Origin of the sequence: Paraconexibacter sp. AEG42_29, from assembly GCF_040581415.1 — a bacterium.
In the GTDB taxonomy this organism is placed as follows: domain Bacteria; phylum Actinomycetota; class Thermoleophilia; order Solirubrobacterales; family Solirubrobacteraceae; genus Paraconexibacter.
In genome coordinates this window covers 2,369,194-2,383,205 of record NZ_CP114014.1, presented here as the reverse complement: position 1 = coordinate 2,383,205, position 14,012 = coordinate 2,369,194, and the positions used below count along the sequence as shown (strand labels likewise).

Below are 14,012 nucleotides of genomic sequence, written 5' to 3'. Positions count from 1 at the left end.
GAGCGACGCCCGTGAAAGCTGTCTGTCGGTGGTGGTCGAGCTGACTACGCAGCAACCGGGGCCGACGACGCCTCGCGGGCGGCGTCGACAAATCGCGAGAACGTCTCGGGGTCACGGACGGCGATGTCCGCGAGCACCTTGCGGTCGAGCTCGATCTCGGCCAGCTTGAGGCCGTGCATGAACGTGGCGTAGGTCATCCCGTTCAGCCGCGCGGCGGCGTTGATGCGGGTGATCCACAGACGCCGGAAGTCGCGCTTGCGGTTGCGACGATCGCGGTACGCGTACGCGTCCGCCTTCATCACTGCTTCCTTGGCGCGCTTGTAGTTGGAGTTCGCCTGTCCGCGGAAGCCCTTGGCGCGCTCGAGGGTCGCGCGGCGCTTCTTCTTGGCGTGGACTGAGCGCTTGACGCGGGTCACTTGGTCTTCGCTCCCAGGAGCTTCTTGACGGTCTTGGCGTCCGAGGCGCAGAGGACAAGGTCATTGCCCTTCGCGCGCTTGAGCTTGGGCGACTTCTTCTCCAGGATGTGCGACATCCCGGCGTGGCGCGCCTTGACCTTGCCTTTGGCGGTCAGCTTGAAGCGCTTCTTGGCGCCCGAGTGGGTCTTCATCTTCGGCATAGCGGACGCGGAAGTATGGCAGACGCAGGCCGTCCGGCGCGGTCACCCCGCACCGGACGAACGGCACCAGGCGAGGTCAGGCCTCGGCGGTGTCCTCGGCGGCAGCCTTGTCGGCCTTGGCGGCCTTCGGCTCCTTCGCCTTGGTCGTCTTGGCCTTCGCCTTCGGTGCTGCGGCAGCGGCCGGCTTGGCGGCCGGGGCCTCTGCCTCGGCAGGAACGTCGGCGACCTCGGCGGCCGGGGTCTCGTGCTCGGCGGCGGGGGCCTCGACCTCGGCGGCAGGTGCCTCGGCCTCTGCCTCCTCGGCGGGTGCGGCAGCGGCCGCTTCGTCGTCCGCGGCAGCAGCGGCGGCAGCCTTCGCAGCCGCACCACGCTCTTCGGCCTCGGCTGCCGCGATCGCGGCGTCCTCGGCCTCGGCAGCCTCCAGGGACGCCTGAGCGGCGGCGGCCGCAGCGGCCTCCTCCTCCAGGGTTCCGGCGAGCACGGCCTTCGACGGCCCGAGCAGCATGGTCATGTTGCGACCGTCCTGGATCGGACGCTGCTCGATCTGGCACAGCGCGGCGAGATCCTCCGCCAGGCGGTCGAGGATCATCACCCCGCGCTCGGGGTGCGTGACCTCGCGCCCGCGGAACATGATCGTGATCTTGACCTTGTCCTTGTGGCGCAGGAAGCGCTCCACATGGCCCTTCTTGGTCGCGTAGTCGTGCTCCGCGATCTTCGGGCGGAACTTGATCTCACGGATCGTGATCTGCTGCTGGTGCTTCTTGGCGGCCTTGACCTTCTGGGCCTGCTCGTACTTGTACTTGGAGTAGTCCAGGACCCGGCAGACCGGGGGCTTGGCCTCGGGGGCGACCTCGACGAGGTCGAGGTCCTTCCCCTGGGCGTACCGGAGGGCTTCGTCGGTGCGCATGACGCCGACCTGGGTCCCCGTCTCATCGATGAGACGGACCTCAGGGACGCGAATGCGTTCGTTGATGCGCGTGTTATCGCGCTCCGGCATCCGCCGGTCGAACCTACGAGGGACCGGCACTAGCTGTGAGGGCGCGTGGACGGCGCGCCGCGGCGGTTATTAGCAGTCAACCCGCAGAAGTATAACCACGCGCGGACAGGCGTATGAGGAACCGCTCAGGTGCGGCTCACGCCGCAGGTCAGTAGCGGCGGTCCGCGCTGTCCGCGCTGAGGCGCTCGGCGAGCGCCGCCACCGCCTCGGATCCCTCGTCCCCCTCGCGGTGCCGGCGGACGCTGACGGTGCCGTCCTCGGCCTCGCGGTCGCCCACCACCAGCATGTAGGGGATCTTGCGCAGCTCGGCGTCGCGGATCTTGCGGCCGACCGACTCGGTGCGGACGTCGACCTCGATGCGGACGCCCGCGGCGCGAAGCGTCGACGCCGCAGTGTCGGCCGCCTCGGCGTGGCGGTCGGAGATCGGCAGGACGATCGCCTGGACGGGCGTGAGCCAGAACGGCAGCTCGCCCGCCGTGTGCTCGAGCAGGATCCCGATGAACCGCTCGTAGGAGCCCATCAGCGCGCGGTGCAGGATCACCGGCCGGTGATCGGCGTTGTCCGCGCCCGTGTACGTGAGGTCGAACCGCTCCGGCGCCTGGTAGTCCAGCTGGACGGTGCCCAGCTGCCAGGAGCGCTTCAGCGAATCCGTGAAGTGGAAGTCGATCTTCGGGGCGTAGAACGCGCCGCCGCCCTCGCCGATCTCGTACGCGATGCCGTTCGCGGTCAGGGCCTCGGCCAGGACGCCCTCGGCCATGTCCCAGAACTCGTCCGTTCCCAGGCGGTTCTCCGGCCGCGTGGAGAGCTCGTACTTGATGTCCTCGTCGGTGAACCCGAACAGCGCGTAGGTGTCGCGCGCGAAGGCGATGCACGCGGTGATCTCGTCCAGCAGCTGGTCCTCGGTGACGAACAGGTGGGCGTCGTCCTGGCAGAACTGGCGGACTCGGAGCAGGCCGTGCAGCGCGCCCGAGAGCTCGTTGCGGTGCAGCAACCCCGGCTCGCTGAAGCGGACGGGCAGGTCGCGGTAGCTCCAGCGGGTCTGCCGGAAGAGCTCGAAGTGGCCCGGGCAGTTCATGGGCTTGAAGCCCATCTGGCGCTCGTCGCCGGTCTCGGTCAGGAACATGTCGTCGCGGTACTTGTCCCAGTGGCCCGACGTCTTCCAGAGGCTCGAGTCGAACAGCTGCGGCGTCTTGACCTCGGTGTAGCCGCGGACATCCCCCATCTCGCGCGAGAGCGCGACGAGCTGGTTGAAGACGCGCGTGCCGGCCGGGGTCCAGAACGCCGACCCGGGCGCGGCCTCGGTGAAGTGGTAGAGCCCGAGCTCCTTGCCGAGCTTGCGGTGGTCGCGCTTCTTGGCCTCCTCGAGCAGCTCGAGGTGGGCGGCAAGCTCCTTCTTGTCGAAGAACGCGGTGCCGTAGACGCGGGTGAGCTGCTGACGGCTCGAGTCCCCGCGCCAGTACGCGCCGGCCACCGACTGCAGCTTGAAGGCGCCGATGCGCTTCGTCGTCGGGGCGTGCGGACCGCGACAGAGGTCGGTGAACGGGCCGTTCGTGTAGAGCGAGACGGTCTCGACCCCGGTGTTGGTGATCAGGTCCTCGATCAGCTCGACCTTGTAGGGCTGGTCCTCGGCCTTGAAGCGCTCCAGTGCGGCGGCGGTGCTGACGTCCTCGCGCGTGAAGGCCTCTGCGGCCTTGACGTGCTGTTTCATCTGCTTCTCGACGGCCGGGAAGTCGGCGTCGGTGAACGTCACGCCCTCGGGGAAGTCGAAGTCGTAGTAGAAGCCATCGTCGATCGACGGCCCGATCGAGATCTTGACCCCCGGGTAGAGCTCGAGCATCGCCGCCGCCAACACGTGCGCGGTGTCGTGCCGGACGAGGTCCAGCGCGTCCTGACCGGACCGCTGCGTGATGATCTCCAGGGCGACGCCGTCGGGCAGCGGGGCGCTCAGGTCGCGGACCTCCCCGTCCCACTTCACCGCGAGCGCGGCGCGCGCGAGGCCCTCCCCGATCGCGGCCGCCGCATCCAGCCCCGTGGCGCCCGCGGGAAGGTCGAGCTTGGTGCCGTCGGGAAGGGTGACCGTCATGACTCCGATGCTACGACAGTGCGTCTGAGGACGGCCGTCGGCGATTTACCAGCCGGGCACTCATCGCGGTTTGCAGCCGTTCTTGCGTGAGGAGCGTCACACATACGAACTGATGTTCGTCGACCTCTGCTAGCTTCTCCGGCCCCGGGACGGTCCGCGCCTGCTGCGCGCCGTCTGCCTGGGTGCCGCGTCCTGCCCGCACGGGTTCGGGTCCGCGAGCACTCCGGACGGATCCGTCCCGGCTCACCCGACCGGCCCCACCCGACTCCCCTCCGCGCCCTCCTGGGTGCGCCCGGGCGTCCGGGGTCACAAGGAAGGACCTCACATGACCATCCTCGCTCCCCGTGCGCGGCGTGTCGTCGCGCTCGCCGGCCTTACCGCCGCCGTCGCCACCCCTGCCGGCGTCGCGCTCACCGCCGCCGGACCCGCCGAAGCGGGCCAGGCGCCGGCGCTGCTGTCCCCTGCCGCGCTCGCCGCCCCCATCAGCACCGCCGCCGTCGTCGACCTGCACCTCGCCGAGCACCGCCGTGCCCTCCGCCACGACCGCGCCGTCCTCAGCACCTTCCGGACCGCGCGCAACGCCGCGCGCGTCCGCGGCGACGAGCTCCCGCGCGGCTACCGCGCGAAGCTCGAGCGTCGTTCGGTCGCCCACCTGAAGACCAAGCAGCGGCGGCTGCGCCGGCAGGTGCGCGAGTGGCGCAGCACCGGCGGCGCCCCCGACGTCCCGATCCCCGCCCACCTCGCGGCGATCGCGGCGTGCGAATCCGGCGGGGACCCGGCCGCGATCGGTGGTGGCGGGACCTACCGCGGGAAGTACCAGTTCAGCTACGCCACGTGGGCCACTGTCGGCGGCCAGGGCGACCCCGCCGCGGCGCCCGAAGCCGAGCAGGACCGGCGCGCGGCGATGCTCTACGCGCAGGCCGGCGCGGGCCAGTGGCCCGTCTGCGGCCGGTAGTCCCGCCGGTCTGCGGGCGGCACTACGCTGGCCGCCATGGACCCCGCCGCGTTCCGCCAGCAGTTCCCGGTCTTCGAGCAGACGGCCTACCTGAACGCCGGGTCGTGCGGTCCGCTGCCGGGCGCGGCGCTCCGCGGCGCCGCGGACGTCGCCCTGCAGGCCGCCGAGGAGGGCCGCGTCCTGGACTACTTCCTGGCGACGGTGACGGCGGTGGACCGGCTGCGCGCCGCGTACGCCGCACCGATGGGCGCGGCCGCGGCGGACGTCGCCGTGACCACCTGCACCTCCGAGGGCCTGGCAGCCATGATCGCGGCCCTACGGCTGCAGCCCGGCGACGAGGTCCTGACCGCGCCGGACGAGCACCCCGGCCTGCTCGGTCCGCTCGCGGCCGCCCGGCGCCACCTCGGCGTGGTCGTCCGGACGGCCCCGCTCGCCGGGATCGCCGAGGCCGTCGACCCGGGAACGACCAAGCTCGTCGCGTGCTCGCACGTGAACTGGACGACGGGTGCGCTGGCGCCGGCCGCCCTGGCCGAGGTCGGCCGTGAGGTCCCCGTCCTGCTCGACGGGGCGCAGGGCACCGGTGCCCTGCGATTTGACGTCGCGTCGCTCGGCTGCTTCGCCTATGCCGCCGCCGGCCAGAAGTGGATGTGCGGGCCGGTCGGCACGGGCATGCTCTGGGTGGACCCCGCGTGGCACGAGCGCCTGGTCGGCCTCACGCCGGGCTACACGAACCTCGCCGTCCCGAACGACGGCCTGGACGCCGACACGTGGCCGGACGCGCGTGCCTTCGACGCGCCGGCGATCTCCTTCGAAGTGGCTGCGGCGGCAGCGGCCGCCGCAGACGTCCTCGACGCGTTCGGCTGGGACGCCGTGTTCGAGCGGGCGCAGGAGCTGACCGCGGAGCTGGTCGCGGGGCTGACGGCGGCGGGCTGCGAGGTCGCGCCCCGTGACGCGACGACGCTCGTGAGCTGGGTCGCGCCCGATCCCGCCGCGTTCGTCGCGCGCGCCGCGGCGGCCGGCGTCGTGGTGCGGCCGCTGCCGGGCACGCCGTACGTGCGGGCGTCGGTCGGCGCCTGGAACGACGCGTCCGACCTCGGGCGGCTCCTGGAGCTCGTGTAGCTACTCGCAGACGGGGACCGACGGCAACGCGAGCTCCTGGACGACCTTGCCCCGGGCGAACCCGCCGATCACGGGGACGTCCCCCCGGCTGGCCTGGACGAAGGTGCCGCCGAACAGCTCCGACCGCTCGGCCCTGACCTTGAAGCCGGCCGTGCGGTAGCGCGCGGCCATCTGGGTGGTCGTCGTCCTGCCCGGCGCGGTGCCGTTGCCCGTGCGCACGCCCTTGGAGAACGTGAGGATCGTGAGCTTCCCGCCGTCGAACTGCGCAGTGCCGCTGATCGGCGCCGGGGCGCCCTTGCCATCCAGCGCGTAGGTCACCGGCAGCGGCGTGCCGCCGAGCGGGCACCCGGTCCCCCGGCCGGAGAGCCAACCCGTCTTGACCGCGGCCGCCCGGCTCATGCCGAGCTTCAGGGGCCCGATGCCGTCGAGGCGCAGGACCGTGGGCGCCGAGCCCGCCGCCCGCGCCTGGGCACCGCCGGCCGGCGCGGCCGCGAGGCCCAGCGCTCCTGCGCCCGCGCCGGCCGCGACCAGGGCGGCGACGGTCAGGGCGGGGCGCAGCGGGAGCGAGAGCATCGCGCAAGCCTATGCCGCCGGACCCTGCTGGGCGGGACTCCCTCGGGCATCTGTCCAGAGCCCGCCGATCGGCTGCGGCATCGCGTCCCGCGTGCCGTTGGTGGGAGTGAGGCGCAGGAGACGTGAGACACCTCCTGCCGCCCGTGACGGATGTGCCGATTTGGAGGCGGCGCCCGGTTGACTGTCCGGGCGCCGTTTCCCTTGATCGTCAGATCGCGGTGTCCGTTCCGGGAACGAAAAAGCCCCGCTTTTGCGGGGCTTTTCCTGTAGTGCGCGATACTGGGCTCGAACCAGTGACCCCCGCCTTGTCGAGGCGGTGCTCTCCCAGCTGAGCTAATCGCGCTGGTGTCGAGAATCTTAGCAACGCGCTCGGAGATGTGCACCGCCGGTACCGTTGAGGCCCGTCCGCCGAGCTTCCGGAGCCCGTGATGCCCGCGTCCACCAAGCCCCTGTTCAAGCGCACCAAGGTCAGCCTCGGGCCGGACGATCACCTGCCGCCCGGACCGCGGCTTCCGGCCTTCCTCCAGACCGCGTTGCTGTGGACCACCCGTCCACGTTTCCTCACGGCCCTGCAGCGACGCTACGGGCAGACGTTCACCCTGCGCGACCTCATGGCCGGGCGGATCGTCGTCCTCACCGACCCGCTCGACGTCAAGGCCGTCTTCACCGGCTCACCCGACGTGTTCCTCGCGGGCGAGGGCAACGCGATCCTGGCGCCGCTGGTCGGCGACCACTCCGTGCTGCTGCTCGACCGTGCCGAGCACCTGCGCGAGCGCAAGCTGCAGCTGCCGGCGTTCCACGGCGAGCGGATCGCCGCGACGATCGGGACGATGCGGGAGGTCACCGAGGCCGAGGTCCGCTCGTGGCCCATCGACACCCCGTTCGGCCTTCACGCCCGCACCCAGGCCCTGACCCTGGACATCATCATCCGGGTGGTGCTCGGGGTCGACGACCCCGAGCGGGCACGCCGCCTGCACGAGGCGCTCCGGCGGGCGCTCGAGTTCCACCCCAGCTACTTCCTGATGTGGGCGGTACCGCAGCTGCAGCACGTCGGGCGCTGGAAGCGATTCCTGGCGGCGACCGCCGCCGCCGACGAGCTGCTCTTCGCCGAGATCGCCATCCGGCGCGCAGATCCCGGACGGTCGGGCCGGCCTGATGTCCTCTCGATGCTGCTCGACGCACACGACGCCGCAGGGAACCCGGTGGATGAGCGGTGGGTCCGCGACGAGCTCATGACGCTCCTGGTCGCCGGCCACGAGACGACCGCGACGGGCCTCGCCTGGACGTTCGAGCGGCTGCTGCGTCACCCGGACGCGCTTGCGCGCGTGCGTGCGGGCCTCGGCGACGAGCGGGACCCCTACGTCGAGGCCGTCGTGAAGGAGTCGCTGCGCGTGCGTCCGGTGATCTACAACGTGGCGCGGGTGTTGTCCGAGCGCACCCGGATCGCCGGCTACGAGCTGCCGGCCGGGACGCTGCTGCTGCCGTCGATCGGCCTGATGCACATGACGAACGCGCACTTCCCGGGGGCCGCGGAGTTCCGTCCCGAGCGGTGGCTGGACGGCGGCGCCGACCCGTACACCTGGATCCCCTTCGGCGGCGGAGTCCGGCGCTGCCTCGGCGCGACGTTCGCCATGGCGGAGATGGCCGAGGTGCTGCGGACGGTCCTGCGCGAGGTCGACCTGGTGGCGGTCGGGACCGCGGACGAGGAGCAGCGCGTCCACCACATCACGCTGGTGCCGTCGGCCGGGACGCAGGTCCTGGTGCGGCGGAGGCTGGAGCCCGCGGACTCGAACCTCGCGGCCGACGGCGCGCCGGCACCTGCTGTGCCTGCCTAAGCCGCGACGACGCCCGCGGCCCCCGAAGCCGTACACTGCGACCGCTGCTCGGCGACGTGGCGGAGTGGCTACGCAGCGGCCTGCAAAGCCGTCCACCCGGGTTCGACTCCCGGCGTCGCCTTCGTTCGAGCCCCCGGGTCACCCCGGGGGCTCGCTTCGTTCCGTGGCCTTCGGCGCGCGGGCCGGCTGACCGATCGGTGGGTACGGCCATCGTCCGATCGGATGAGCGAGATACAGCAGAGGTTCCGACCGTGCAGGTGATGGCCGAATCTCGTCATAAACCCGATATTGCCTTCATCAGGTGGAGCAGCAGTCCGCCGGCCGCCGTTCGACCCACACTTTCCCTGGGGGGAAAACCACAATGATCCTCGTCGTAGCCCTCGCACTCTTCGTCATCGTCCCGCTCCTCACGCTCGTCGCGAGCCTTGGCCGCACGGCCATCAGCACGCCCAGCAAGAAGGCGCAGAAGCTGGCCACCGAGGAGTCCTTCGGCTCCGCGCGCCTCGAGGCCGCCGCCGGCCGCAAGCAGGCTCCCCGTGCCACGGTCATGGCCGGCCGCCCGGTCGTCGCCGCGCCGGTCACCCCCGCGGTGTCCCGTCCGATCGGCTCGGCCGCGACGGCCAACGCCGACGTCCTGCAGTTCCCGGCGCGCCCGACACCCGTGAACGCCCCGGCGCGCCTCGCGGACATCGTCCGCACCGCCGGCGCCTGAGAAGTCAGGGCATCACCGCCGACGGGAGCCCCCCACCCGCCCGGAGCGCACCGACCCCAGGGTCACGACGCAACGGGCGGCGGCGATGCTTATACTTCGCAGCCCAGCGCGGCTGTAGCTCAGTTGGCTAGAGCGTCTGCTTGCCATGCAGAAGGTCGAGAGTTCGAGTCTCTTCAGCCGCTTGGACAAAACCCCCGCAATCGCGGGGGTTTTTTCGTTCCGGGGTTCGATCCCGCCGCACCCGGACGGCGTGGGTGGCAGCTGCGGGTAGCACTCCTAATCGGGCGGCGTGCCTCTGCGTGCAAGCGAGTCGACGCGACGCAGTGCGTCTGGCATGCGGAACTCACCGACCATGCTCGCCACCATCGCCGCCGCTGCCTCGGCCTCGAGGCCGGCCGCGGTGACGTACAGGGGTCGCGATGCGTTCCCTCGGTGAACGGCGATCGCATGAGTGGCCGTGCGGAACGCGGTCTTGGCGACGCCGATGACCGGGATGCCGAACGTGGTGTGGGCATACGCACCAAGCCCTGGCCGCCCCTCCGGGTCCAGGTCGACGTATGCGTCGACGATCAGCAAGTCGACCTCTCCTGCGACGGCGAGAGCGGCTTCAAGGCACGGAAGCTCACGGGCGAAGAGGTGTCCGGGGCGGTACGGCTCGACGTCATCGATCCGCACGACGTGCTCGGTCACGATGCTCGCGAAGCGCGCGTCCTCGGCGACCACTATCGCTGCGCTCGCCCCGCCGGCGGTCGGGTAGTCGACGTCGACGGCAGCCAGCCTCGACCACGTCGCGTCAGTCATAGCCGGTCCCACGTCGACATCGTCTCAGGCGCAGAGCGACGCGGCGGCTTTGGCTCCAGCTCCGGCGCCGCAGACCGTGCGATGTGCCGTTTCGGCGGCCGACCATCCGTCGGCGCCGACGCGCGTGGAACGTGAGCGCGAAGCCGGGCGTGCCCGGAGGACGAGCCCTCCGGGCACGCGAGGAGACAGGGAAAGGCGGTGTCAGCCTTCGACGAGCGGTGCGCTGTCGCCGGCGGTGATCTGGATCTTGCGCGGCACAGCCTGCTCGGGCTTCGGGATCCGGACCTCAAGGACGCCGTCGACGAACGCGGCGCTCACGGCCTCCCCGTCCACTCCGTCAGGCAGGGTCAGCGTGCGGGCGAACTGGCCGGCGGCACGCTCACTGCGGAGCATCGTGCCGTCGTCCGGGCTGTCGGTGTGCGGCCGGCGCTCGCCGCTGATCGTCAGCTGCCCGTGGTCCAACTCGATGCTCACCGCGTCGCGGGGCACACCGGGCAGGTCGACCTTCAGCAAGTAGTGCTTGTCGGTCTGCAGCAGGTCCATCGGCGGCGTCCACCGGCGGGCCGTCTGGTCTGCGCCGGGCGGTGCGAGGAACGAGCTGAAGAGACGGTTCATCTCAGTCTGCAGCGAGTCGATCTCGCGCGCCGGCTCCCAACGAATCAGTGCCATTCTGAAACCTCCAGAGGTCGGGTGGTCAAGACGCCAGCCATGATGAAATCTCAGTCTCTGTCTGTCAAGTTTGCCTGGCGCGTTGGCACTATCAGCGTTGAGCGCGCGGGGTGGCCCGCCACGGGTCGGGCCGCTGTCGACTTTCGTTACACGTGCGGCGCGTGCTGGGGCACGGCAGACTCACCGCATGGAGATCCTGCGGACACCGGACCACCGCTTCACCGACCTTCCCGACTTCCCATGGGCACCCTCGTACGCGAGCGTCGCGGCAGAGGGCGTCGGCGTGCGGATGGCGTACGTCGAGGCGGGGCCCCGCGAGGGCCCGGTCGTCCTGCTCCTGCACGGCGAGCCCTCATGGAGCTTTCTCTACCGGTTCATGATCGGGCCGCTTGCGTCGAACGGGTTTCGGGTCATCGCGCCGGACCTGATCGGGTTCGGGCGCTCCGACAAGCCCGCAGAGCGAGAGGCGTACACCTACGCCCGGCACGTGGGTTGGGTGACGAGTCTGCTCGACGCCCTCGAACTGGAGCAGATCACGCTCTTCGGCCAGGACTGGGGCGGTCTCCTCGGGCTGCGGATGATCGGGGAGCAGCCGGAGCGGTTTGCCGCGGTCGTCGCGTCCAACACCACGCTGCCGACCGGCGAGCACAGCCTCGGGCCCGCCTTCGAGGCGTGGCGCAAATACAGCCAGGAGACCGAGCGGTTCAGCGCCGGGCGCATCGTCAACGGCGGCTCTGGCCGCGACCTCTCCCCTGCCGAGATGGCCGCCTACGAGGCCCCGTTCCCGGACGACCGCTACGAGGCCGGCGCCCGCGCCTTCCCCATGCTCGTGCCGGACACGCTGAACGCCCCCGGAGCCGCCGAGAACCGGGCGGCGTGGCGCGGGCTGGCGGCCTTCGCGCGTCCGTTCGTCACCGCTTTCGGCGACGGCGACAAGATCATGCGCGGCAAGGACCTCGAGCTTCAGAGCGCCGTCGCAGGCGCCGCCGGCCAGACGCACCACACGCTGCCGGGCGCCGGGCACTTCTGCCAGGAGGACGCCGGACCCGAGCTCGCGCGGATCGTGGCCGACACGGCACGCGCCGGGCTCGCGGCGGCCGGCTGAGCACGCCCTGGCCTGCCGGGCCGGCCTTCAGCCCGCCGGCGTGCCACGTCGGCGAGCTGCTGGCGGACCGTAGCGGCGACGATGTCATCAGCCGGTTCATCCGGTGCTGCGCCTGGATCGCGACGAGCCGGACGTTTGGTGGAAGGATCCGCAGGGCGCGGTCATCACGCCTGGCCACCCCTGCCTCGCCGGTCCCCCAGTCCCGAATCGCTCAGCGACCCGAAGGATCCCCGCTCATGTCCCACGCCATCGCCCGCCGCTCCGTGGCTCTCGCCATCTTCACCGTCGTCGGCGCCCTCGCCGTCGTGCCGCCTGCCGCCGAGGCGAGGACCGTCACGGTCAAGACGTCCGGGAAGTCGGTCAGCCTCAAGGTCGGCGACAAGCTCGTCGTCAACCTCGCGGAGAACCCGTCGACCGGGTTCACCTGGAAGTCCACGAGCAGGCCCTCGTTCCTCAAGCTCGCGTCGTCGAAGTACATCGCGGACGCCGTACCCGAGGGCATCGTCGGCAGCGGCGGGCGGCGCGTGTTCACCTACACCGCGACCAAGGCGGGCAGTGGCAGCCTGAAGCTGCGCTACGCACGGTCGACCACGAGCACGAGCGACTCCACGTTCACGCTGAGGCTCACCGTGAAGAAGTAGCCGCGGCCGACTCCCCATGGGTACCGACGGCGAGAGCGGGTCCGGCCTCGGGTCGGCGCCGGGACGAGCGTGGAGGTCGAGCTTCCCGCTGCCAGACGGCCGGCCGGTTTGTCCGCGCAGGAGTAGTGCCTGCTCCGCTCGTGCACTGGCCGGGAGACACTCAGGGAGCGAGAGTCGGGGAATGAGCGACCAGCGCTTCGACGTCATCGTCATCGGCTCCGGCCTGGGAGGCATGTCGACGGCGGCCTGCCTGGCGGCTGCGGGCCGGCGCGTGCTCGTCCTCGAGCAGCACGAGATGCTCGGCGGCTGCAGCCAGGTCTTCCGCCGCAAGAAGCAGTGGGAGTTCGACGTCGGCGTGCACTACGTCGGCGGGGTCGTCCCCGGCTCGGACGGGCACATCGCCACGGTGCTGCGTGGGCTCGGCGTCGAGGACCGCATCGCCTGGTCGCGGATGGACGACGCCGGCATGGACACGGTGCAGCTACCGGACCATCGCTTCCGCGTCCCCACCAGCTGGGACGGCTACCTCGCGAGCCTCGTCGAGGCGTTCCCCGGGGACGCCGACGGCCTGCGCCGCTGCGTCGGCGAACTGCGCCGGCTGGGCGAGGGCTTCGACCGCATCAACGACGTCCCCCACTCCGTGCGCGCGGTCCTTCCGCTCGCGCGTCGCCCGCGCGAGGCGTTCGAGATCGCTCGCGGACTCGAGCAGCCCATCACCGCGCTCTTCGCCCGATGCGGCCTCAGCGTGCCGGCGCAGGACGCGATCGTCGCCCTTGTGCACCTGCACAACACGCCGCCCGACCGCTGCCCGCCGCTGCTGGTCGCCGCGTTGCTGCAGCACTACTTCAAGGACGGTGCGTACTTCCCGAGCCTGGGCGGCCAGGTCCTGGCCGCAAACCTCACCGAGGTCGTGCAGAGCCACGGCGGAACCGTCCGGACGAAGGCCCGCGTCGCCTCCATCGACGTCGTCGCGGGCCGGGTCACGGGCGTCACGCTCGACGACGGCGAGCGGCTGCTCGCCGACGTCGTCGTCAGCAACGCGGACGCGCACCGCACCTTCCAGGACCTGATTGCCCCGCAGCACCTGAAGGCCCGGACGCTGAAGCGCATGCGCCGGTTCGAGCGGCCGCACTCGATCTTCTCGCTGTACGTCGCCGCGGACATCGACGTGTCCGCCACCCGGCCCGCGACGAACTACGTCGACCACGGGCGCTACGACCAGCAGGAGACGTTCCGCATGCTCGACCGCGGCGAGTGGGACCCGAAGGCGTGGATGGCGATCTCCTCCCCCACGCTGAAGACCGGCGGCCGCCAGCACTTCGGCGAACCGGGTCACAGCTCGATCGAGGCGTTCACCACCGTGCCTGCCGAGTACAGCTTCTGGGGCGGCGGCGATCCGATGACCGGGAAGGACTATGAGGACAGCCCGGTCTACCAGGAGCGCAAGGCCGAGATCGAGGAGGTCCTCATGGAGCGGACCCTGCAGCAGCTCCCCGAGCTGCGCGGGCACGTCGTCTGGCAGGAGTCGGCGACCCCGCTGACCCACGAGCGCTACACGCTCTCGCGCATGCCGTACGGGCCGCTGAACAGCAGGCAGCAGATCGGGCCTGGCCGGCGGCTGTCGGTGCGGACCGAGATCGGCGGCCTGTTCCTCGCAGGTGCCTCGACCGTCTTCCTCTACGGGGTCGCCTTCACGCTCCGCGGCGGGGTGGGGACCGCGTCCGCCATCCTGGGCCGCGACCTGATGGCGGCGTTCCACGGCGGCGAGGTCCTCGTCGACCCGGCGGCGCTCCCCGAACACGGCCCGGACTGGGACCCGTTCATGGTCTGCCGCCGCCACGCGGTCAAGAAAGGCCGCCGACGCGAGCCCGCCCCTGCCTGACGCTGGTGGCTAGGCTCGGCGGTG

General features: G+C 71.3%; 14 protein-coding genes and 3 tRNA genes. 9 read left to right on the top strand and 8 right to left on the bottom strand.

The window, feature by feature from the left end:
* Positions 1-44: 44 nt before the first annotated feature.
* From rplT to thrS, 4 genes are all read right to left on the bottom strand, one after another.
* A complete protein-coding gene (gene rplT, locus DSM112329_RS11550) occupies positions 45-416 on the bottom strand; it encodes a 50S ribosomal protein L20 (RefSeq protein ID WP_354701966.1) in 372 nt (123 codons plus the stop codon).
* Positions 413-616 carry a 50S ribosomal protein L35 gene (rpmI, locus tag DSM112329_RS11545; RefSeq protein ID WP_354701965.1) on the bottom strand — a complete coding sequence of 68 codons (204 nt, stop codon included), beginning with the start codon at positions 614-616 and terminating at the stop codon, positions 413-415. The genes rplT and rpmI overlap by 4 nt, the downstream gene beginning before the upstream one ends.
* A 76-nt stretch (positions 617-692) precedes the next feature.
* A complete protein-coding gene (gene infC / locus DSM112329_RS11540; RefSeq protein WP_354701964.1) occupies positions 693-1,613 on the bottom strand; it encodes a translation initiation factor IF-3 in 921 nt (306 codons plus the stop codon).
* 148 nt (positions 1,614-1,761) lie between these two features.
* Positions 1,762-3,696: a threonine--tRNA ligase gene (thrS, locus tag DSM112329_RS11535; protein WP_354701963.1), complete on the bottom strand. Its 1,935-nt coding sequence runs from the start codon at positions 3,694-3,696 to the stop codon at positions 1,762-1,764.
* A 325-nt stretch (positions 3,697-4,021) separates the two neighbouring features.
* Here thrS and DSM112329_RS11530 point away from each other — a divergent pair, with 325 nt between their 5' ends.
* Together DSM112329_RS11530 and DSM112329_RS11525 are read left to right on the top strand one after the other, a co-directional pair.
* Entirely contained in the window at positions 4,022-4,651 is a 630-nt protein-coding gene (locus tag DSM112329_RS11530; RefSeq protein WP_354701962.1) for a transglycosylase family protein, read from the top strand.
* Positions 4,652-4,687: 36 nt separating this feature from the next.
* Positions 4,688-5,770, top strand: coding sequence for an aminotransferase class V-fold PLP-dependent enzyme (locus DSM112329_RS11525; protein ID WP_354701961.1), 1,083 nt, complete (start codon positions 4,688-4,690; stop codon positions 5,768-5,770).
* Here DSM112329_RS11525 and DSM112329_RS11520 read toward each other — a convergent pair whose 3' ends face one another.
* Together DSM112329_RS11520 and DSM112329_RS11515 are read right to left on the bottom strand one after the other, a co-directional pair.
* A complete protein-coding gene (locus DSM112329_RS11520; protein WP_354701960.1) occupies positions 5,771-6,343 on the bottom strand; it encodes a hypothetical protein in 573 nt (190 codons plus the stop codon).
* Between the two features lie 270 nt (positions 6,344-6,613).
* Positions 6,614-6,686 (bottom strand) — tRNA-Val (locus DSM112329_RS11515).
* Between the two features lie 85 nt (positions 6,687-6,771).
* Here DSM112329_RS11515 and DSM112329_RS11510 point away from each other — a divergent pair.
* The 4 genes from DSM112329_RS11510 to DSM112329_RS11495 all read left to right on the top strand — a co-directional run bounded on the left by DSM112329_RS11510 (position 6,772) and on the right by DSM112329_RS11495 (position 9,072).
* Positions 6,772-8,178, top strand: a complete 1,407-nt coding sequence (locus DSM112329_RS11510; RefSeq protein ID WP_354701959.1) for a cytochrome P450 — start codon at positions 6,772-6,774, stop codon at positions 8,176-8,178.
* A gap of 50 nt (positions 8,179-8,228) precedes the next feature.
* A tRNA-Cys gene (locus DSM112329_RS11505) sits at positions 8,229-8,299 on the top strand.
* Between the two features lie 240 nt (positions 8,300-8,539).
* Positions 8,540-8,890: a hypothetical protein gene (locus tag DSM112329_RS11500; protein WP_354701958.1), complete on the top strand. Its 351-nt coding sequence runs from the start codon at positions 8,540-8,542 to the stop codon at positions 8,888-8,890.
* Positions 8,891-8,998: 108 nt separating this feature from the next.
* Positions 8,999-9,072: transfer RNA gene (locus DSM112329_RS11495), tRNA-Gly, on the top strand.
* Positions 9,073-9,166: 94 nt separating this feature from the next.
* Here the strand turns inward: DSM112329_RS11495 and DSM112329_RS11490 are convergent.
* Both DSM112329_RS11490 and DSM112329_RS11485 read right to left on the bottom strand, forming a co-directional pair.
* Positions 9,167-9,691 carry an endonuclease V gene (locus DSM112329_RS11490; protein WP_354701957.1) on the bottom strand — a complete coding sequence of 175 codons (525 nt, stop codon included), beginning with the start codon at positions 9,689-9,691 and terminating at the stop codon, positions 9,167-9,169.
* Positions 9,692-9,892: 201 nt separating this feature from the next.
* On the bottom strand, positions 9,893-10,360 hold the full coding sequence (locus DSM112329_RS11485) for an Hsp20/alpha crystallin family protein (protein ID WP_354701956.1): 468 nt from the start codon (positions 10,358-10,360) through the stop codon (positions 9,893-9,895).
* Positions 10,361-10,547: 187 nt separating this feature from the next.
* On the opposite strand from DSM112329_RS11485, the gene DSM112329_RS11480 reads away from it, so the two are divergent.
* The 3 genes from DSM112329_RS11480 (at position 10,548) to DSM112329_RS11470 (ending at position 13,988) form a co-directional block, all read left to right on the top strand.
* Positions 10,548-11,465: a haloalkane dehalogenase gene (locus DSM112329_RS11480; RefSeq protein ID WP_354701955.1), complete on the top strand. Its 918-nt coding sequence runs from the start codon at positions 10,548-10,550 to the stop codon at positions 11,463-11,465.
* Positions 11,466-11,701: 236 nt separating this feature from the next.
* Entirely contained in the window at positions 11,702-12,106 is a 405-nt protein-coding gene (locus DSM112329_RS11475) for a protease inhibitor I42 family protein (RefSeq protein WP_354701954.1), read from the top strand.
* A gap of 181 nt (positions 12,107-12,287) precedes the next feature.
* Complete coding sequence (locus DSM112329_RS11470) at positions 12,288-13,988, top strand: NAD(P)/FAD-dependent oxidoreductase (RefSeq protein WP_354701953.1); 1,701 nt, start codon at positions 12,288-12,290, stop codon at positions 13,986-13,988.
* Positions 13,989-14,012 lie beyond the last annotated feature (24 nt).

Excerpts from the sequence above, each read along its gene's own strand:
- DSM112329_RS11500 (WP_354701958.1), top strand. The coding sequence starts at position 8,540 with ATGATCCTCGTCGTAGCCCTCGCACTCTTCGTCATCGTCCCGCTCCTC.
- DSM112329_RS11490 (WP_354701957.1), bottom strand. The coding sequence starts at position 9,691 with ATGACTGACGCGACGTGGTCGAGGCTGGCTGCCGTCGACGTCGACTAC.
- rpmI (WP_354701965.1), bottom strand. The coding sequence starts at position 616 with ATGCCGAAGATGAAGACCCACTCGGGCGCCAAGAAGCGCTTCAAGCTG.
- DSM112329_RS11470 (WP_354701953.1), top strand. The coding sequence starts at position 12,288 with ATGAGCGACCAGCGCTTCGACGTCATCGTCATCGGCTCCGGCCTGGGA.
- DSM112329_RS11485 (WP_354701956.1), bottom strand. The coding sequence starts at position 10,360 with ATGGCACTGATTCGTTGGGAGCCGGCGCGCGAGATCGACTCGCTGCAG.
- DSM112329_RS11520 (WP_354701960.1), bottom strand. The coding sequence starts at position 6,343 with ATGCTCTCGCTCCCGCTGCGCCCCGCCCTGACCGTCGCCGCCCTGGTC.
- DSM112329_RS11475 (WP_354701954.1), top strand. The coding sequence starts at position 11,702 with ATGTCCCACGCCATCGCCCGCCGCTCCGTGGCTCTCGCCATCTTCACC.
- thrS (WP_354701963.1), bottom strand. The coding sequence starts at position 3,696 with ATGACGGTCACCCTTCCCGACGGCACCAAGCTCGACCTTCCCGCGGGC.
- infC (WP_354701964.1), bottom strand. The coding sequence starts at position 1,613 with ATGCCGGAGCGCGATAACACGCGCATCAACGAACGCATTCGCGTCCCT.
- DSM112329_RS11510 (WP_354701959.1), top strand. The coding sequence starts at position 6,772 with ATGCCCGCGTCCACCAAGCCCCTGTTCAAGCGCACCAAGGTCAGCCTC.
- DSM112329_RS11525 (WP_354701961.1), top strand. The coding sequence starts at position 4,688 with ATGGACCCCGCCGCGTTCCGCCAGCAGTTCCCGGTCTTCGAGCAGACG.
- DSM112329_RS11480 (WP_354701955.1), top strand. The coding sequence starts at position 10,548 with ATGGAGATCCTGCGGACACCGGACCACCGCTTCACCGACCTTCCCGAC.
- DSM112329_RS11530 (WP_354701962.1), top strand. The coding sequence starts at position 4,022 with ATGACCATCCTCGCTCCCCGTGCGCGGCGTGTCGTCGCGCTCGCCGGC.